The organism is Nocardioides sp. (assembly GCF_041913365.1).
GTDB lineage: Bacteria > Actinomycetota > Actinomycetes > Propionibacteriales > Nocardioidaceae > Nocardioides.
The window spans coordinates 222,241-240,536 of record NZ_JAYSFM010000005.1 but is presented as its reverse complement, the minus strand read 5'-3'; the positions used below and the strand labels follow the sequence as shown (position 1 = coordinate 240,536).

Below are 18,296 nucleotides of genomic sequence, written 5' to 3'. Positions count from 1 at the left end.
CCGTGGTTCATCCCGGGCTCCCGGGGCTGCGGTGCCACAGCTTGCGGGCGACGTCCTCGACCCGGTCGCCGGCGGGACGGACGTCGGAGTACGGCGACACCCGGAAGCCGCTCGTGTGCACGAGCACCCGGCGCTGCGCCGGCTCCGCGACCGCCGGCTCGTGGACACGAGCCAGCTCGTCGTGCACGCGTCGGACGCCCTCCTCGCTCGTGCGAGCCTCCTGCCACAGGGCGTGCAGGGCCGGCAGCTCCCACGCGCCGGTCGCGCGCACCGAGACGCCCCGCCGGCCGGTGCGACGCAGCTCGCCGCGCACGAGCAGGAGCCAGGACGTGAACACCGTTGCGGCGTAGGGACCCTGGGCGTCCTCGAAGAAGGTCGCGTCCACCGGGCCCGTGCCGTCGTCGAGGGTCAGGAACACCACGCGCCGGCCGGACTTGATCGGCGGCGTCTGGGTGGCGACCTTCACCCCGGCGACCAGCAGCTCGGTGCGACTGCGGCGACGCAGCAGGTCGCGGCTGCGGGTGACCCCGAGCGCCTCGAGGAACGGGTCGTAGGCCGCGACGGCGTGCTGGCTGACGTCGAGGCCGAGGATCTCCAGCTCCGCGCGCATCCGCTCGACCGTGGTCATCTCCGGGAGTCCGGTGGGCCGCTCCCCCGACTCGCCCGGCTCGTCGCCCAGCCGGAGGGTGAGCTGCACCGACTCCGCAGCCACCACCGGACGGGGCGCCCGCGACTGCGCCGCCGTGCGGGCCCAGACGCCTGCGTCGGCGAGGGCGTGGCGCTCGGTCGGCTCGGAGCCCTCCCGGACGGCCGGGTCGGAGCTGTTGCGTGCGGCCGCTTCGGCGGCGACCGTGGCGGCGGGCAGCGGCGCCCGCCGGCCGGGCAGCCCGCGCCCACGGGCGCGCGAGGCCCGGTCGACCGATCGGGCGTGCAGGTCGAGCTCGGCCACCTGCAGCAGCAGGTCGCGCCGGGTCACCCGACCGCGCCGGTGCACCGCTTGCTCGCCGGAGCCGATGGCGTACACGCCGTCGAAGCCACCGGCCAGCACCAGTCGTTCGAGCACGGGCCGGGAGACCCGTGCCCGGTGGAAGAAGTCGGACAGCGAGACGTAGGGGGCACCGTCGCGCGCGTCGACGATGCGCGCGACCTCGGCCTCGCTGATGCCCTTGACGTCGGTGAGCGAGAGCCGGATGGCGTGCCCCTCCTCCGTCCCGCCCCGCTCCACGAGGTAGGTCGCGGAGCTGGCGTTGACGTCGAGGCCCAGCACCCCCACGCCGAACTGCCGGGCGTCGTCGAGGATCAGGCGCTTGGGGTACATGCCGGGGTCGTGGGTCAGCACACCCGACAGGAAGTGCGCCGGCCAGTGCGCCTTGAGCCACGCCGACTGGTAGGTCGGGAGGGCGAACGCCGCTGCGTGCGCCTTGCAGAAGCCGAACGACGCGAACGCCGCGAGGACCTGCCAGACCCGCTCGACGAGCGGCAGGTCGTAGCCCCGGGCCAGGGCACGCGGGAAGAACCACGCCTTCGTCGCGGCCATCCCCTCCGGGTGGCCGAGCGCCCGCCTCTTCTCGTCGCCCTCGGCGTAGGAGCACCCGCCGAGCTGGGCGATCAGCTCGATCACCTGCTCGTGGAAGACGACCACGCCGCGGGTCTGCTCGAGGATCGGCCGCAGGTCGTCGTGGAGGTAGTGGGCGGTCGACCAGCCGTGCTTGACCTCGAGGTAGGGGGTGATCATGTCGCTCTTCACCGGCCCGGGCCGGAACAGCGAGATGTCGGTGATGATGTCCTCGAAGGTCTCGATGCCGGACTTGCCGACGAGCTCGCGCTGGCCGGGCGACTCGATCTGGAAGACGCCGAGGGTCCTGGCCTCGCTGATCATCGCGTAGGTCGACGCGTCGTCGAAGGGGACCTGGGCCTCGTCGTCGAGGTCGAGGGTGACACCGTCGACGCGCTGCACCTCCGCGACGGCGTGGGCCATCGCCGACTGCATGCGGATGCCGAGCACGTCGAGCTTGAGCAGGCCGAGCTCCTCGACGTCGTCCTTGTCGAACTGGCTCATCGGGAAGCCCGCCCAGGAGGCCTCGACAGGCGTGCGGTCGAGCAGGGTGGCGTCGGAGAGCAGCACGCCGCACGGGTGCACGGCGATGTGGCGCGGCAGGCCGTCGAGCCGCTCGACGAGCCCGAAGAAGCGGTCGAGCGCGCCGTCGTCGAGGCCGCTGGCCCGCAGCTCGGGCAGGTCGCGTAGCGCCGACCGGGCGTCGCGGGCCCGGATGTGGGGGAAGGCCTTGGCGATCGCGTCGATCTCGCCCGGCGGCATGCCGAGCGCGGCGCCGACGTCGCGGACCGCGTGGCGGACGCGGTAGGTGTCCATCATCGACACGCAGGCGCAGCGCTCGCCGCCGTAGCGGTCGAGGATCGCCCGGTAGACCTCCTCGCGCCGGGCGGACTCGACGTCGACGTCGATGTCGGGGAGCGAGGCCCGGCGCGTGGAGAGGAACCGCTCCATCAGCAGGCCGTGGCGGATCGGGTCGACACCGGAGATCCCGAGCAGGTAGTTGACCAGGCTGCCCGCGCCCGAGCCGCGCGCAGCACGACGCACGCCCATCTCGCCGATCAGGTCGGTGACGTCGGCGACCGTCAGGAAGTACGACGCGTAGCCCAGGACGCGGATCGTCTCGAGCTCGTCGTCGAGCCGCTTCCAGATCCGCATCCGCGGTGCCGAGCCGTAGCGGCCGCCGATCGCGCCCTCGCAGCGCAGGCGCAGCGCCACGTCGGCGGAGGGAGCGGCGGTGTCGGAGAGCTCGAGCTCGGGGAAGTGGACCTCACCGATGCCGAGGTCGGTGCGCGGGTCGAGGGCGCACCGGTCGGCCACGGCTCGGGTGCGCGCGAGCAGCCGCCTGGCCTCGACCTCGCTGTCGCCGAGCCCGGCGAGCCGGCAGACCTCCTCGGCGACCTCGTGCATCTGCTTGCCGGACTTGAGGAAGCCCTCCGCGTTGCCGCGGCTCGTGCCGGGACCGATGTCGCGCAGGCTGGCCGACCCGAGCGGGACCAGCCGTCGCGCGGCGTCGAGGACGTCGATGGTGGGGGCGTCGAGCCGGTCGGCGTAGCGCACTGCGTTGGTCAGCACGGTCGTGAGCCCGGCGGTGCGCGCGATGCCGGCCATCCGCGCAGCATGGGGCGAGGTGCCCGGGCCCCACGACCCGGCGCGCGCGCCGAGCCGGTGGGAGACCAGCTCGACGACGAGGTTGGTGCGGGGCACCAGGTCGAGCCACGGGGAGACCGCGGCCAGGCCGAGGTCGTCGCGGCGCCGCGTGGCGGCGGCGCCCAGCTCGGAGGCCGGCCCGAGCAGGACGAGCACGTCGCCGCCGGCGAGGTGGGGCGCCAGCACGTCGAGGGTGGCCACCGGGCGGCCGCGCTCCCCCGACAGGTGCACCGCGGAGACCATCCGGCACAGCGCCGCCCAGCCGGCCCGGCCGCTTGCCAGGAAGGTCGCCCGACCGCTGCCGCCCTGCTCGAGGGAGAGGTCGCGGACGGCGCCGCCCCGCACGGGAGCACGACGGGAGCGGGCCGCAGCCGGCGGCGGCGAGGTCGGGGCCACCGCCAGCTCGACGCCCAGCACCGGCCGGATCCCGGCCCGCCGGGCCGCGCGGACGAACTTCACCGCGCCGTAGGTGCCGTCGCGGTCGGTGAGGGCGAGGGCGTCCATCTCCTGCTCGGCCGCCCGCTCCACGAGCACGTGGGGATGGGACGCGCCGTACTGCATGGAGTAGCCGGAGGCGACGTGCAGGTGGACGAACGGGTCGGGTGACACCCCGCTCCCTCAGGCGACGCTGGCGTGGGGCACGAGGCCGAGCGCCTGCTCGACCACGGCCAGGAACCGGTCGGCGTCGCGGACCAGGTCGTCGGCCTCGCGCTCGGTCACCGCACGGGTCGAGCCCGCCTCGGCGGCGGCCCGCTTGGCGGCACCGGCCGCGAAGAAGCTGGCCCACTCGGAGAGCTCCGGGGCGACCTCGGCGAGCAGGACCCAGGCGTTCTTCTGGCGTCGTCCACGCGGGGCGGGCCTGGCCCGTGCGGCGAGCAGGGCCGCGGCGGCGCACAGCGCGGCGACGTGGGCGCACGCATAGCGGGTGGGCACGTCGCGTGCGGTGATCGCCTCGCGGAGCGAGGTCGCGGACCGCTCGAGGTAGGAGTGGGCGGTGGACGGGAGCAGGTGGGGGCTCATCGGCTGCTCCTCAGTCCTGGCAGCCGACGAGCTGCCAGCGCCCGTCGGCCCAGTCGAAGGAGAGGTCGAAGACGCCGTAGGACTCCTGCGCCCCGGTCGGGATCCCCCGCCCGGCCTCCACCCGCCACAGCTCGCGCTCGGCGACCGGGTCGACGCGGTCGGCCGGTGCGGCCTGCCACCACGGACCCGTCTCCACCCAGTGCGCGACCACCGCGCGCACCTTCCACAGCCGCCCGCGCCACAGGAACTGGTCGGGGTCCTCGGTCTCGCCTCGTCGCACCTCGACGGGGTCGTCGTACTGCCTCATCTGCGCCTCCTCCACACGTCCGTCGACCCCGGGGGGCGACCCGGTGGCGGTGGGGGTCGAGGTCACCGCCACCGGGTCGCATCGAACATCTGTTCGAACACCCAGAACGGTACTACCCCCCACCGACAGCCCGTCAAGGGCTGGCGTTCAGGCGTGGCGCAGGTAGGCGGTGGTCTCGCGCTGCCAGAGGAAGAACGAGAGCACCAGGCCCTCGAGGATGACCAGCGCGGACAGCACGACGAAGATCGTCGGCAGGTGCGAGTCGAGGCACACCGCACCCACCAGCACGCCAACCCCGGCGGTGGCGGTGAGGACGTAGCGGGTCCACCCGTGGCCGCCGAGGAAGAACGAGGCGAGCACCACCGCCAGCAACGCGAAGCCGATGAAGGCCACGACCGAGAGCGCCACGAAGCCGGGCACGATCGGGCTCTCGCGCAGCTGCTCGATGCCGCCCTGGGCCAGGATCTCCTGCGCCGACGGGTTGCCCTCCGCCCACCCGAGGATGACGTCGTCGCGCATCAGCCAGATGAGCAGGGTGATCACACCCGAGGTCGCCACGATCAGTCCCAGCACTCGCATGCTGTTGACCACGGATCCGGGCACGTCGCGCGCCATGCAAACTCCCTCGGGCTTCATCGGTCGTCGTCGCTAGGCTCGCCATCATGTCGAGCGAGCACACGTCCATCACCTCATTTCGAGGCGAGCTCACCCGGCGCGGTGGGACGGGTGACGTGGTCATCCTGCCCGACAGCGCCCACACTGCGGCACTCGCCGCGGCGGCGCTGGGGTGTGATGTCGGCGCCATCGCCAACAGCCTGCTCTTCGACGCCGAGGGCGAGCCGGTCCTGATCCTCACCTCCGGCGCCCACCGCGTCGACACCGCGGCGGTCTCCGGACGCATCGGCGTCGGCCGGCTGAAGCGGGCCGACCCCGACTTCGTACGCCGCCACACCGGGCAGGTCATCGGGGGCGTCTCCCCCATCGACCACCCGGCGCCGGTCCGCACGTGGATCGACCCGTGGCTGCGACGGCACGAGGTCGTGTGGGCCGCGGCCGGCCACCCGGCGGCGGTCTTCTCCACGACCTACGACGAGCTCGTCGCGATGACCGACGCGGTCGAGGTCGAGGTGGACTGATGGACGCCCTGGCGCTCACCTTCTCCAGCGGCTGGGCGAGCGGCATCAACGCCTACCTCGTCGTGCTCGTCCTCGGCGTGGCGGACCGGGTGGGGTCGTTCGCCGACATCCCTGACGTGCTCGCGCGCTGGGACGTGCTGGCCGTGGCCGGCTTCCTCTACGCGATGGAGTTCATCGCCGACAAGATCCCCTACATCGACTCCACGTGGGACGCGATCTCCACGGCCATCCGTCCCACGGCCGGCGCCGTCATCGGCGTGCTCCTCGCAGGTGACGCCGACTCGCTCGACCAGGCTGTGCTCGGCGTGGTCGGCGGTGGCACCGCGCTGCTCAGCCACCTCGCCAAGGCCGGTGGCCGACTCGCCATCAACTCCTCGCCGGAGCCGGTGACCAACGTCGTCGCGAGCCTGACCGAGGACGCCGCCGTCCTCGGCGTCGTGTGGTTCTCCCTCGAGAACCCCCGCGCCGCCGCGGCGATCGCCGGCGTCCTCCTGCTGCTCGGCCTGGTGATGCTGGTCGTCCTCGGCCGGTTGGTACGTCGCGGCTGGCGGCGCTGGAAGAAGAGGGACCCGGCTCGGCAGGTCGCGTGAGGTCCTAGGGTTGCCCACCGTGGCGCGGGTCGTGGTGGTCGGTGGCGGGTTCGGCGGCATGGCCGCCGCGGCCAGGCTGGCCCGGCTCGGCCACGACGTGACCCTGCTCGAGCGGTCCGCGCGCCTGGGCGGGGCCCTGACGACCGAGGAGCTCGACGGCTTCGTCTGGGACGCCGGCCCGACCACCACGCTGCTGCCCGCGGTCGTGCGCGACCTGTTCCGCAAGTCGGGGCGACCGCTCGAGCGCGAGGTCGACCTCCAGCCGCTCGCGCTGGTGCGCGAGCACCGCTTCGCGGACGGCACGTCGCTGCGGCTCCCCGGCGGCTCCCGGTCGGCGCAGCTCACCGCGTTCGACGAGCTGGCTCCCGGGCTCGGCCGGCAGTGGGTCGACCACGTGGCGGCGTACGGCGAGGTGTGGGAGCTGCTGCGCAAGGAGTGGTTCGAGCGGCCGTTCGACGCCGAGGTGGCACCGCGCGACCTCACCGACCTGCTCGGCCGGCGCGAGACGCTCCAGAAGCGGCTGCGCCGGACCTTCCGGGACGAGCGGCTGCGCCTGGTCGCCGGCCACCGCCTGGTCATGGACGGGCACGACCTGGGCGACGTGCCGGTCTTCGCCGGCGTCGACGTCTACCTCGAGCAGCGCTTCGGCGCCTGGACGGTCCCCGGCGGGCTGGCGGCCCTCGGGACGGCGATGGCCGAGCGGCTCGGGCTGCGCGGCGTCACCGTGCTGACCGGCACCGAGGCCCTCGACCTGGTCGCCGGGGGCGCGGGGGTCACCGCGGTCCGCACGGCGCAGGGCGAGGTCCCCGCCGACCGGGTCGTGGTGGCGATCGACCCGCGTCGCCTCCCCGCGCTCGCGGCGTACGTCAGGAGGACCATGCCGGCGATCCCGCCGGTCGTGTGCCACGTCGGGCTGGCCGGCGACGTGCCCGACCTCCCCCACGAGGTGGTGCTGCACGGCGACCCGCTGCTGGTCGTGCGGACGGGCGGGCGGACTCCCGGAGGGGGCGCGGCGTGGACCGTGCTGGGACGCGGCCGGCTGGCCGAGGACCCGCTGCTGGCGCTGGCCCGCCGGGGGCTCGACGTGCGGCGGCAGGTGGTGGCGCGGGTCGACCGCTCCCCGCGGGAGCTCGTCGAGCAGTGGGGCGGGTCGCCCCACGGCGTGCTGTGGCAGGGCCCGCGCACCGCGCGGACGCGCCTCGGGCCGAGGACGCCGGTCCCGGGCGTGCTGGCCGCGGGTGCGCACGCGACGACCGGTTCGGGGCTGCCGTTCGCCGGGCTCAGCGCGGCGCTGGTGGCCGAGCTGGTCGGACGCGCCTGATCAGGCCAGCTCCCACACCACCGTGACCGTCGTGGTCACCGTGGTCTCGCCCGGCTCGATCCCGCCCGCGTCGCGCATCATCGCCACCTTGGGCAGCGGACCGGGCCCGTCACCGGCGCCGCCCTCGACCACCGACTGCACGGCGCCGAGTCCCGCACCCGCCATCCGGGCCAGGGCGGCAGCCTTGTCGCGGGCGTCGTGGAAGGCCGCCTCGCGAGCCTTGCCGCCCGCACCGTGGTCCTCGGTGACCTCGAGGCCGACGCTGTCCACGGCGAGGCTGTCGCCGACCTCGCGGGCCAGCTCGCCGAGCATCGTCCCGGCCTCGGAGAGGTCGGCGCACGCGATCGCGAAGGCGTGGCGCGCCTCGTAGCCCTGGCGACGCCCCTCGTGGTCGTGGAACGGCCACACCGAGATGCCCGTGGAGGCGATGCGTCGGGTCTCGGTGTGGCGGCCGGCGACCTCCACGACCGTCGTCGCGCTGGCCGCCATGGCGTCGTACGCCTCGGCGACGCCGGAGCCGCGCGCCACCGCGGCGACCCGGACGACGGCGCTGTCCGGGGCGACCTTGGCGGTGCCGGTCCCACTGACGGTGACGGTGCGCATGACACTCACGGTAGTGCGCCCGGGAAGGGCGGGGCGCTCAGACGGTGATGCGCAGGTTGTCGAAGATCTCGCGCGTCGCCTTGGAGCGGTTGAGCGTGTAGAAGTGCAGGCCCGGCGCTCCGGCGTCGAGCAGCGCCTCGCAGAGCTCGGTCGCGATCGCGATCCCCTCCGCGCGCAGCGCCTGCGGGTCCTCGGCGTACGGCGTGAGCCGGTCGCGGACCTCCTGCGGCAGCTGGCGGCGGGAGAACTCGACCATGCGCTCCATCGAGCGGAGGTTCAGGATCGGCATGATGCCCGGGATGATCGGCAGGTCGGCGCCGGCGGACTCGGCCCGCTCGAGGAGCGCGACGTAGTCGGAGGCCCGCAGCACCATGTCGGTGACCGCGAACTCGGCGCCCGCGTCGTACTTGTCCCTGAGCACCCGCGCGTCCTGCTCCAGGTCGACGGCGTCGACGTGGCCCTCGGGGAACGCCGCGACACCGATGCGCATGTCGGGGCGGCGGCGGATCAGCGAGACGAGCTCACTGGCGTAGGTCAGCCCACCGTCGGTCGGCGTCCACGGCGTGCCGGGGCCGCCGGGAGGGTCGCCGCGCAGCGCCATGATGTGCTGGACACCCGCGGAGGCGAGGTCGTCGAGGATCGCGTCGAGCTCGTCGGTGGTGTGGCCCACGCACGTCAGGTGCGCCACCGGGAGCAGGCTGGTCTCCCGCGCGATCCGCTCGGTGATCGCCACCGTGCGGTCGCGGGTGGTGCCGCCGGCGCCGTAGGTCACCGACACGAAGGTCGGTGCGTAGGGCTCCAGCTCGGTGATGGCCTGCCAGAGCTGCTGCTCCCCCGCCTCGTCCTTGGGCGGGAAGAACTCGAAGGAGAAGGAACGGTCTCCGCGCGCGAGCAGCTCGCGCATGCTCAGTCCCCGTGCGTGCGTCATACGCAACAGCCTACGGAGGTACCGCGCCGTCAGCCGCATCCTGTCCAATGTTTAGGCTGAATAGGTGACGACCTGGGACCCCGCTGCCTTCCGCGACGAGGTCCAGGAGGTGCTCGACACGTTCCTCGACGACCGGGCGGCCGAGCTCGCTCCGCTCGGTCCCGACGCCACCCGCCTGATCGCCGAGGCGCGTACGGCGGTGCGCGGCGGCAAGCGCTTCCGGGCCGCCTTCTGCCACTGGGGCTACCGCGCGATCCAGCCCCGGGTCGACGACACCGCCGCCCTCGCCCGCGCCTGCGCGTCGCTGGAGATGCTGCACGCGAGCGCGCTGGTCCACGACGACTACATGGACGCCTCCGACACCCGCCGCGGACGCCCGGCCACGCACCGCGCGTTCGAGGCCGAGCACCGCTCCGCCGGGTGGCGCGGCGACCCCGCCCAGTACGGCGCCGCGGCCGCGATCCTGCTCGGCGACCTGCAGCTCGGCTGGGCCGGCGACATGCTGCGCCACAGCGGGTTCGCCCACGACGAGGTGGCCGCCGGGCTCCGGCTGTTCGAGCTGTGCCGCAACGAGGTCATCGCCGGGCAGTTCCTCGACGTCTCCGTCCAGGCCCGCGGCCGGGCCGACGTCGACACCGCGATGACGGTCCTGCGCTACAAGTCCGCGAAGTACTCCATCGAGCGGCCGCTGCACATCGGCGCCGGCCTCGCGGGAGCCACCGGCCCGCAGCTCGATCAGCTCACCCGCTTCGGCCTGCCCCTCGGCGAGGCCTTCCAGCTGCGCGACGACCTGCTCGGCGTCTTCGGCGACCCCGAGGAGACGGGCAAGCCCGCCGGCGACGACCTGGTCGAGGGCAAGCGCACCGTGCTGGTCGCGCTCGCCCTCGACGCCGCCCCCCAGGCGCAGGCCCAGCGCCTCGACGCCGCCCTCGGTACGCCGCTCACGCCCGCCGACGTCGACGAGCTGCGCGGCATCATCGAGGACTCCGGCGCGCGGGCGCAGGTCGAGGAGGTCATCGGCCACCTCGCCGACCGCGCCGTGGACGCGCTCCAGGCCGCCGACGTCGACCCCGCCGCGCGCGAGGTGCTCACCGAGCTGGCCGCCGCGGCAACCCAGCGCACGGTGTAGTTCCGTACTCTGGCTGCTTCGGGCTGGGGACGGTGCTTGTGGCGCTCGCTCCGCTCGCGCGTGCTCGGGTGGCTGGGGCGATCCGGGCGTGCCTCTAGTCGAGCGAAGTGATGCCTGGCACGGGTGGGCCGTCGCCTCGGAGGAGGACCGTGAAGGGGGCGCCGCGGTCGGCGTTGACGCGGGAGCCGAGGACGCTGAGGGCGACGCTGAAGGCCCGCTCGTCGGCGCGGGCGAGGGTGCCCCAGCCGTCCCACAGCAGCACCACACCGGACACGTGGGCGCCCACGTCGTGGAGGCAGTCGGCGAGGGCGTCGAAGTTCTGCCCGTAGTAGTCCGGGAAGTCGAGGGCCTCGCCCACCGCGGCGAGGAAGCCCGACTTGCTGTCGGCCGCCGTCCAGCCGTCGACGTGCCCGAAGGCCCAGCCGGCGTGCTCGACCGTGTGGCGTACGTCGTCGACCTCGAACGCCCCGTGCCAGAGGTGGATGCCCGGCCCCTCGTGCCCGGCCAGCACTGCTGCCAGTCCGCTCATGTCGGCTACCTCGCTATGCGTGAGAAGGACCTGTAGTGGTCGCCCGTGTAGTAGAGCTCCCCGCCCTCACCGACCACGATGCGGCGGGCGCCGCGGTCGCTGGAGCCGGGTGTGGGGACCGTGTACTCCTTGTAGTAGCCCACGGGGTGGTCGGGCAAGAGGTCCTCGCGGTTCTCGAAGGTGACGCCGTCGCGCTCCTCGGGGAACGGGCCGCCCGCGTCGATGAGGTCGAGGGTCTCGGCGGCCTGCGGGGGCAGCTCGGACAGCTGCACGATCGGCAGCCCGCTCTCGGGATCGACGCCCCCGTCCCCACCGGTGTCCTCCGTGGTCTCCGAGCTGGTCGGGTCGGTGGTCGGCGTGGTGGTCTCGGTGAGCTCGTGGCTCGGGGACGACGACGGCGAGGACGACGGCGACGACGAGACCGACGAGGTGCTGCTGCTGCTCGGTTCGTCCTGGCGGGTGCCGTCGGTCAGCAGCCAGGCGACGAGCATCACCGCGACGAGGAGCAGCAGCCCCCACTGGTAGCGCTGGCGGCCGGTCGTCGGCTGCGCCATCAGTACTCCAGCACCTGCGCCCGGCGCTTGACCTCGCTGCCGCGGTTCTCCCGCAGCGCGTCGATCGGGCGGCCGGGCAGGTCGTCGTCGGTGAAGAGCCACGCAATGCACTCGCGGTCGTCGAACTTGTGGTCGTGCAGCAGGGTGAGCAGGCCGGGGAGCCCCTTCACGACGAGGCCGTCCTGGATGAAGTCGGCCGGCACCCGCGGCCCGGCGCCGGGCTCGGAGACGGCCTGCGCGAGCTCGTGGTCCCTGACCATCGAGCGGACCTTGGCCGGCGTCACGCCCAGCAGCTCCGCCGCCTGGCTCCAGTCGAGCCACTCGGTCACGAGGGCGGCCAGGTCACGGTCGGCGAGGGGGACGTCACTCATGGGCGGAGTCTGTCACGAGCGACACGCCCGACCCACCCGGCGCCTCGCGTCGTCGTACGCCGGTCGCTAACGTCGAGGGCTCGTTCGCGCGCTTCCCTCCCGCGGGCCTCGGACCCGTGGGCGCAGCGGACGTGACGAGGAGCAGTGATGCCCCGAGAACCCGGACACCTTCCCCGACTCCCCCGACTCGTGACCGGGCTCGTCCTCGGCCTGGCCGCCTCGACGCTGGTCGCGACGCCCGCCCACGCCGACCACGAGCGGCTGCCCGCCGGTCGCACGGCGGTGCCGTACGTCGTCGAGCCGGGCGACACCGCCTCGGGCCTCGCCACGCGGTTCCACGCGTGGACGGCCGAGCTGATCTCCTACAACCACCTCGGCAGCGCCGGCGGGCTCCGCGCCGGGCAGCGGATCGTGATCCCGGTCGTCGCCGCACGCTCGCGCGGCGGCGGGAAGGGCCGGACGACGATGTGGCAGCACCCCGACCGCGAGCGGGAGAAGGTGCGCCGGGTGATCGCCGGAGCCGCCCGCAGCAACGGGGTGGACCCGCAGCTCGCGCTCGCGGTCGCGTGGCAGGAGTCGGGCTGGCAGATGGGCGTGGTGTCGCACGCGCGGGCGATCGGTGCGATGCAGGTGCTGCCGTCGACCGGGCGCTGGATGGAGCACTACGCGGGGCGCCGGCTCGACCTCCGCCGGCTCGGTGACAACGCACGGGCCGGGGTCCTGCTGCTCCGTGTCCTCGCCCGCGACACCCATCGGCGTGCGCACAAGATCGGGGCCTACTACCAGGGTCTCGGCGCCGTGCGCCGGCACGGGCTCTACGAGGAGACCCGCGTCTACGTCCGCAACGTGGAAGCGATCAAGCGGCGCCTCGAGGCGGGGCGTCCACCCGCGTGACCGCGGGCCCGCGGACTTGTCGCCGCCCGGACGGCCTTCGTACGGTGTCCGGATGCGTTCCCTCCGACCCGCCCTCGCCGCCGCGCTCGTCGGCCTCCTGGCCCTGACGCTCTCGCCGGCGGTCTCCCCCGCCTCGGCCGACCACGTCCACGGCGCACCCGGTCCGATCCACGCCGGCAACACCTTCGGCTGGTACCAGTTCGGCGTGTTCCGCCAGGAGTTCGTCGGCCCCAAGCCGGGCTACTGGAAGAAGGCGGGTCGCGGCATCGTCCGCACCCAGAACGGCATGCTCACCCTGATGACGACCCGCAAGGGCAGCGTCTCGGCCAAGCTCGACCTGCCCGGCCACACCTACGGCCGCTGGGAGATCCGGGCCCGCGCCGGCCGGACGGGCACCACCCCGGGCGGCAGCAGCTACAAGGTGGTCACCGAGCTCGTCCCCGCCGGCGACCGCGACCAGCACTGCGGCGGACGCGACATCGGCCTGCAGAACTTCACCCTCGGCAAGAACACCGTGAAGTCCTACGTCCACACGCTGCCCAACAACTCGTTCCGGGGCTTCAAGGACCGCCACCTCAAGCACGAGCGGTGGCACACCTACGCCGTCGAGGTCGCCGAGGACCACATCTCGTGGTTCGTCGACGCCCACGTCGTCCACACCGAGCGCCGCGAGGCCGCCCTCGACCCGGTGCCCCGCCAGCTCAAGTTCGAGCTGCGCGCGCAGGACGGCAAGAAGATGCACCCGGCCCGGATGCAGATGGACTGGATGCGCTACTGGACGATGCGCGCCCCCAACGAGCGCTCCATCAAGGCCCCGCAGTTCGAGCTGAGCACCTACAACGACGCCTGCTGAGCAGGGTCCGGCATGACCGGACGCCACGCCGGGGCCGAGACGGAGAGCCGCCCGACGCGTGGTTTCCGTACGATGGTCGCGCCGGATCCTTCCCCGTCCGGTGTTGGAGGTCGACCGTGGAGCCACCCGAGCACGCCCGCGCAGCCGCGCCCGGCGCCGCTGGCGACCCCTTGGTCGGACGGCTGCTGGACCGCCGCTACCGCATCGGCGCCCGGGTGGCGCGTGGCGGGATGGCCAGTGTGTACGAGGCCACCGACACCCGCCTCGACCGCACCGTCGCCGTCAAGGTGATGCACCCGGGCCTGGGTGACGACCAGGACTTCGCGGCCCGCTTCGTGCGCGAGGCCCGAGCCGCGGCCCGCCTCAACCACCCCCACGTGGTGGGCGTCTACGACCAGGGCGACGACACCTCCGACGGGTCGGACACCGTCTTCCTCGTCATGGAGTACGTCCCGGGCCACACCCTGCGCGACGTCATCCGCAAGGAGGCACCGATGCCGCCGGGCAAGGCCCTGGCCCTGCTCGAGCCGGTCGTCTCCGCGCTCGCCGCCGCCCATCGCGCCGGCCTGATCCACCGCGACGTGAAGCCGGAGAACGTGCTCATCGCCGACGAGGCCCACGGCGGGCGGATCAAGGTCGCCGACTTCGGGCTGGCCAAGGCCGTCAGCGCCGACACCCAGCACACCGCCACCGGCGGCGTGCTGATCGGCACCGTCTCCTACCTCGCGCCCGAGCTCGTCGTCGACGGCCGGGCCGACGCCCGCGCCGACGTGTACGCCGCCGGCGTGGTCCTCTACGAGCTGCTCACCGGCAGCAAGCCGCACGAGGGCGAGTCGCCGATCCAGGTCGCCTACCGGCACGTCCACCACGACGTGCCCCTCCCCTCGGCCGCGGCGCCGGGGATCCCCGACTACGTCGACGCGCTCGTCGCCCGCTCGACCTCGCGCGACCGCAGCCAGCGTCCGGCCGACGCATCGGTGCTGCTGCACCACCTGCACCGGGTCGCGCAGGCGCTGCGCGAGGGCCTGGCCTCCGACCCCGAGCTCGCCGAGGACCTGATGCCCCGCCGCGCACCCGACCCCGAAGCGGGCGAGGGGCACGGCTACGACACCATGCCCCAGCCCTTCGACGCGGCGGCGCTGGCCCTGCTGACCGAGGTCGACCCGAAGGAGTCCGGCCTCGTCGACGACGGGAGCCCGGACCGGACCACGGCCATCGAGCGCCATCCCGCGGCCGAGCCCGAGCCGGTCGCCGCGCCGAGGTCCGAGCCGGTGGCCGCCCGGGTCACGGCACCCGTCCCTGCCCCGTCCCGGGCCCCCAGCCCGATCGCCCCGGTCACCACCACGGCCCGGCGGCGCTCGCGCAAGGGACCGGTGCTGCTGCTCCTCGCGCTCCTGCTCGTCGCCGGCGTCGGCTTCGGCGCCTACTGGTTCGGCTGGGCCCGCTACACCACCGCGCCGGGAGTGCTCGGGCTCGACGAGGCGGCCGCGACGGCACGGCTCGAGAGCGCGGGGCTCGACGCGGAGGCCGGCGAGCCGGCGTACTCCGAGAACGTCGCCGCCGGGCTGGTCATCGCCACCGACCCCGAGCCGGGCGGCAAGGTGCTCGACGGCGGCATCGTCACGCTGACCCTGTCGCTCGGGCCCGAGCGCTACGACGTGCCACCTCTGAAGGGGCAGACCGAGGACCAGGCCCAGGACGCGCTCGCCGCGACGAGCCTGGTGTTCGGCAAGAGCGTCGGGCGGTGGAGCGAGACCGTCCCGGAGGGGCAGGTCATCCGCACCTCCCCCAAGGCCGGCACCACACTGAAGCCCGGCGCCACGGTCGACCTCGTGCTCAGCAAGGGCCGCAAGCCGATCACCATCAAGGACTGGACCGGCAAGTCCTTCGCCGACGCCAAGGCCGCGCTGGAGAAGCGCAAGCTCGAGGTCAGCGTCGCGAGCGAGGAGTACAGCGACACCGTCCCCGAGGGCGACGTCATCTCCCAGGACCCCACCACCGGCACCCTCTACCGCGGCGACACCGTCTCCTTCGTGGTGTCCCAGGGACCTGAGCTGGTCGAGGTGCCGCGGGTCCGCGCGATGGGCGTCGAGGCGGCCACCGAGCTGCTCACCGGGCTCGGTTTCGAGGTCCGCACCGAGGAGGCCGACAACTACCTCGGCCTGGGCTTCGTGTTCAGCTCCGACCCCGAGCAGGGCGACCAGGTGCCCAAGGGTTCGACGATCACGCTGTTCCTCATCTGAGGTCCTAGCCTTCGTCCGTGGAATCCGCGCACGACCGTCGTACGACCCTGCTCGCGGCGGCGGCGCTGCTGGCCCTCGCCGCCTGCTGGGGCTCGACGTTCTTCCTCATCAAGGACCTGCTGGACCGGGTGCCGACGCTGGACTTCCTCGCGGTCCGCTTCACCATCGCCTCGCTGGCGCTGCTGCTGGTGGCACCCCGGGCGCTGGGCCGGCTGTCCCCCCTCGTCCGGCGCCACGCCGTCGTGCTCGGCCTGCTCTACGGCGTGGCCCAGATCCTGCAGACCGCCGGACTGGCACACACGCCCGCCAGCATCAGCGGCTTCGTCACGGGCCTGTACGTCGTGTGCACCCCGCTGCTCGCCGCGGCCATCCTGCGGACCCGCATCCCGCCGGTCACCTGGGTCGCGGTCGCCCTGGCGACGGTCGGGCTGGGCGTGCTCGCGCTCAACGGCTTCAGCATCGGCTACGGCGAGCTCATCACGCTCTCGTCGGCCGTGCTCTACGCCCTCCACATCGTCGGCCTGGGTGCGTGGTCGTCCGCACAGGACGCGATCGGCATGACGATCCTCCAGATCATGGTGATCGCGGTGGTGTGCACGCTGGCCACCGCCCACGACGGGATCGTGCTGCCGGACCGCACGTCCGACTGGGTGTCGGTGGCCTACATGGCGGTCGTGGTGGGGGCGCTCGGCCTGCTCGGGCAGACCTGGGCGCAGGCCCACCTGCCGCCCACGCGCAGCGCGATCATCATGAGCATGGAGCCGGTCTTCGCCTCCTTCTTCGCCGTGTGGCTCGGCGGGGAGGACCTCACGATGCGGCTGCTCGTGGGCGGCTCGATGGTGCTCGTCGCCATGCTGACCGTCGAGCTGGCGCCCCGTCGCGTGGTCGAGGGCGAGGTCCCCCACATCGCCGTCTGAACCGCGAACCCCGGCTCAGGGTGGGTGCGGCCCCTTATCGTGAACCCGTGGACACCTGTGTGCGGTGCGGGGCCGAGCTCGGTGTGGGCCGGTTCTGCCTCAACTGCGGGCACCCGATCGGGGCGCCCGCCCCGGCCGTGCCCCAGGCGTCCGCGCCCCGGACCGCGGCGCCCGCAGTCGTCGAGGCGCCGCCGGAGACTGCCCCTCCTGCTGAGCCGGAGCCCGAGGCCGAGGCCGAGCCCGATCCGGAGCCCGAGGTCAGCGAGGCGCCGCCCGCCGCCGTACCCGTGCAGGCGGCCGACGCGACTCCCCTCCCGCCCGCCCCGGTGATGCCGCCGAGTCGCGAGCCGCGGTTCCGGCTGCGCGGGCGGCCCGCCGCCACCGCGCGCGAGGACCGGCCGACGCCCGCCCCCGCCGCCGGCGCGGACCCCGAGTGGGACCCCGAGCTCGACCTGCTCCCCTACCACGAGGTCGACGACCTGGAGCCCGAGGCGCCGCTGACCGGCAGGGCCTGGATCTTCTGGGTGGTCGGCGCGCTGGCGCTCATCGCCCTCGTGCTCGTGCTCCTCCGGGTCTTCGAGAGCGAGCCGGTCGACGACACCGCGACCGACCAGTCCAGCGGCCAGTCGTCGACCGCCCCCGACACGTCACCCGGCGCCGCCGAGGAAGCCGCGCCCGAGGAGGGCGACTCGTCCGAGTCCCCGCAGGGCGTCGGCAAGCGGCTCGACCTGGCCGACACCGCCACCTTCGCCGCACCCGGCACGGCACCGCCCACCCAGGACTTCGACGGCAACCTCGTCGCCTACGAGGCGAGCCAGATGGGCGACGGCAGCCCGGCGACGACGTGGCGCACGGCCGGCGACGCCTCCGGCCAGTCGATCACGATCACGCTCGCCCAGGCCGGCGTCGTCAGCCGGGTGGGACTGGTCAACGGCTACGCCAAGAAGGTCGCGGGCGTGGACTGGTATCCCAACAACCGCCGCATCCTCAGCGCCACCTGGTCCTTCGACGACGGCAGCTCGGTCGAGCAGACCTTCGCCGAACGGCCGGCCATGCAGCTGCTCAAGGTGCCTCCGGTCGAGACGAGCACGGTCACCCTCACCATCACCTCGGTGACGCCGCCCGGTGCGGGGCCGCTCGGGCGCGACTACACCGCCATCAGCGAGGTCACGCTCGTCGGCCGCAACGCGGCCTGACCCCCATGCCGCGCACGCTGATCACCCCCATCGCGGACGAGGAGTCCCGGCGGCTGGCGGTCGGCGTCTGGGAGGCGGCGCGCCGGGCGAGCGGCAACCGGCCCTCGCCCGCACGCACCGAACGGGTCGCCACCAAGGTCGCCACCGGTGTGGAGCTGGGCGAGGTCGCCCTGCTCGCCCACTACGGCGAGCGGGCTGCGGGGATGCTGGTCGCCGAGCCGTTCCAGGGCGACGACGGGCCCGACGACTCCTGCGGACACCTGTCCATGGTCTTCGTCGACCCCGCGCTGTGGGGGTGCGGCGTGGCGGGTGCGCTCGTCCGGTCGCTGCAGCGAGGCGACCACGGGCCGGGCTGGACCCGGCTGTCGGTCTGGACCCGGGAGACCAACCGTCGGGCGCAGCGGCTCTACCTCGCCCGGGGCTTCACCGACACCGGTGAGCGCGCGACCCTCCACGAGGGAGAGGTCATCTGCCGCTGGGAGTGGCGCGCCGGAGGATGAGGC

Annotated in this window: 19 protein-coding genes; 10 read left to right on the top strand and 9 right to left on the bottom strand. The window is 73.9% G+C overall.

The genetic code is table 11. From position 1 onward, the window contains the following. Positions 1 to 7 precede the first annotated feature (7 nt). The 4 genes from ACE3QY_RS14010 to ACE3QY_RS13995 form a co-directional block, all read right to left on the bottom strand. Positions 8 to 3,811: a DNA polymerase III subunit alpha gene (locus ACE3QY_RS14010; RefSeq protein WP_374456636.1), complete on the bottom strand. Its 3,804-nt coding sequence runs from the start codon at positions 3,809 to 3,811 to the stop codon at positions 8 to 10. 9 nt (positions 3,812 to 3,820) lie between these two features. Continuing rightward, positions 3,821 to 4,222 (bottom strand): SAV_6107 family HEPN domain-containing protein, encoded by a 402-nt coding sequence (locus ACE3QY_RS14005; RefSeq protein WP_374456635.1) that lies wholly within the window; start codon positions 4,220 to 4,222, stop codon positions 3,821 to 3,823. Between the two features lie 10 nt (positions 4,223 to 4,232). Continuing rightward, positions 4,233 to 4,529, bottom strand: coding sequence for a DUF6504 family protein (locus ACE3QY_RS14000; RefSeq protein WP_374456634.1), 297 nt, complete (start codon positions 4,527 to 4,529; stop codon positions 4,233 to 4,235). Positions 4,530 to 4,676: 147 nt separating this feature from the next. Further along, entirely contained in the window at positions 4,677 to 5,144 is a 468-nt protein-coding gene (locus ACE3QY_RS13995) for a hypothetical protein (protein WP_374456633.1), read from the bottom strand. 47 nt (positions 5,145 to 5,191) lie between these two features. Here ACE3QY_RS13995 and ACE3QY_RS13990 point away from each other — a divergent pair, with 47 nt between their 5' ends. From ACE3QY_RS13990 to ACE3QY_RS13980, 3 genes are read left to right on the top strand one after another with little or no spacing between them, the layout of a single operon-like run. After that, complete coding sequence (locus ACE3QY_RS13990; RefSeq protein ID WP_374456632.1) at positions 5,192 to 5,665, top strand: YbaK/EbsC family protein; 474 nt, start codon at positions 5,192 to 5,194, stop codon at positions 5,663 to 5,665. Further along, positions 5,665 to 6,255 carry a DUF4126 domain-containing protein gene (locus ACE3QY_RS13985; RefSeq protein WP_374456631.1) on the top strand — a complete coding sequence of 197 codons (591 nt, stop codon included), beginning with the start codon at positions 5,665 to 5,667 and terminating at the stop codon, positions 6,253 to 6,255. The genes ACE3QY_RS13990 and ACE3QY_RS13985 overlap by 1 nt, the downstream gene beginning before the upstream one ends. A 19-nt stretch (positions 6,256 to 6,274) precedes the next feature. Further along, positions 6,275 to 7,576 carry a phytoene desaturase family protein gene (locus ACE3QY_RS13980; protein ID WP_374456630.1) on the top strand — a complete coding sequence of 434 codons (1,302 nt, stop codon included), beginning with the start codon at positions 6,275 to 6,277 and terminating at the stop codon, positions 7,574 to 7,576. Here the strand turns inward: ACE3QY_RS13980 and ACE3QY_RS13975 are convergent, their stop codons facing one another. Then, positions 7,577 to 8,179 (bottom strand): SIMPL domain-containing protein, encoded by a 603-nt coding sequence (locus ACE3QY_RS13975; RefSeq protein WP_374456629.1) that lies wholly within the window; start codon positions 8,177 to 8,179, stop codon positions 7,577 to 7,579. Between the two features lie 37 nt (positions 8,180 to 8,216). Beyond that, on the bottom strand, positions 8,217 to 9,107 hold the full coding sequence (metF, locus tag ACE3QY_RS13970) for a methylenetetrahydrofolate reductase [NAD(P)H] (protein ID WP_374456628.1): 891 nt from the start codon (positions 9,105 to 9,107) through the stop codon (positions 8,217 to 8,219). A gap of 64 nt (positions 9,108 to 9,171) precedes the next feature. Between metF and ACE3QY_RS13965 the strand changes: the two genes are divergently transcribed. Further along, the gene (locus ACE3QY_RS13965) at positions 9,172 to 10,236 is read left to right on the top strand and encodes a polyprenyl synthetase family protein (protein WP_374456627.1); all 1,065 of its coding nucleotides are present in this window, start codon (positions 9,172 to 9,174) and stop codon (positions 10,234 to 10,236) included. Between the two features lie 94 nt (positions 10,237 to 10,330). Here ACE3QY_RS13965 and ACE3QY_RS13960 read toward each other — a convergent pair whose 3' ends face one another. The 3 genes from ACE3QY_RS13960 to ACE3QY_RS13950 are packed head-to-tail and all read right to left on the bottom strand — an operon-like array spanning position 10,331 to position 11,690. Next, positions 10,331 to 10,765 carry a barstar family protein gene (locus ACE3QY_RS13960; RefSeq protein ID WP_374456626.1) on the bottom strand — a complete coding sequence of 145 codons (435 nt, stop codon included), beginning with the start codon at positions 10,763 to 10,765 and terminating at the stop codon, positions 10,331 to 10,333. 5 nt (positions 10,766 to 10,770) lie between these two features. After that, positions 10,771 to 11,319 (bottom strand): ribonuclease domain-containing protein, encoded by a 549-nt coding sequence (locus ACE3QY_RS13955; RefSeq protein ID WP_374456625.1) that lies wholly within the window; start codon positions 11,317 to 11,319, stop codon positions 10,771 to 10,773. After that, the gene (locus ACE3QY_RS13950; protein ID WP_374456624.1) at positions 11,319 to 11,690 is read right to left on the bottom strand and encodes an Rv2175c family DNA-binding protein; all 372 of its coding nucleotides are present in this window, start codon (positions 11,688 to 11,690) and stop codon (positions 11,319 to 11,321) included. Before ACE3QY_RS13950 ends, ACE3QY_RS13955 begins: the two co-directional genes overlap by 1 nt. A 189-nt stretch (positions 11,691 to 11,879) precedes the next feature. Between ACE3QY_RS13950 and ACE3QY_RS13945 the strand changes: the two genes are divergently transcribed. The 6 genes from ACE3QY_RS13945 (at position 11,880) to ACE3QY_RS13920 (ending at position 18,293) form a co-directional block, all read left to right on the top strand. Then, entirely contained in the window at positions 11,880 to 12,584 is a 705-nt protein-coding gene (locus ACE3QY_RS13945; RefSeq protein WP_374456623.1) for a lytic transglycosylase domain-containing protein, read from the top strand. 52 nt (positions 12,585 to 12,636) lie between these two features. Then, complete coding sequence (locus ACE3QY_RS13940; protein ID WP_374456622.1) at positions 12,637 to 13,437, top strand: family 16 glycosylhydrolase; 801 nt, start codon at positions 12,637 to 12,639, stop codon at positions 13,435 to 13,437. A 116-nt stretch (positions 13,438 to 13,553) separates the two neighbouring features. Next, positions 13,554 to 15,680 carry a Stk1 family PASTA domain-containing Ser/Thr kinase gene (pknB, locus tag ACE3QY_RS13935; RefSeq protein ID WP_374456621.1) on the top strand — a complete coding sequence of 709 codons (2,127 nt, stop codon included), beginning with the start codon at positions 13,554 to 13,556 and terminating at the stop codon, positions 15,678 to 15,680. 17 nt (positions 15,681 to 15,697) lie between these two features. Continuing rightward, positions 15,698 to 16,597: a DMT family transporter gene (locus ACE3QY_RS13930; protein ID WP_374456620.1), complete on the top strand. Its 900-nt coding sequence runs from the start codon at positions 15,698 to 15,700 to the stop codon at positions 16,595 to 16,597. A gap of 47 nt (positions 16,598 to 16,644) precedes the next feature. Further along, the gene (locus ACE3QY_RS13925; protein ID WP_374456619.1) at positions 16,645 to 17,793 is read left to right on the top strand and encodes a hypothetical protein; all 1,149 of its coding nucleotides are present in this window, start codon (positions 16,645 to 16,647) and stop codon (positions 17,791 to 17,793) included. A gap of 5 nt (positions 17,794 to 17,798) precedes the next feature. Beyond that, complete coding sequence (locus ACE3QY_RS13920; protein ID WP_374456618.1) at positions 17,799 to 18,293, top strand: GNAT family N-acetyltransferase; 495 nt, start codon at positions 17,799 to 17,801, stop codon at positions 18,291 to 18,293. The last annotated feature ends 3 nt before the right edge of the window (positions 18,294 to 18,296 follow it).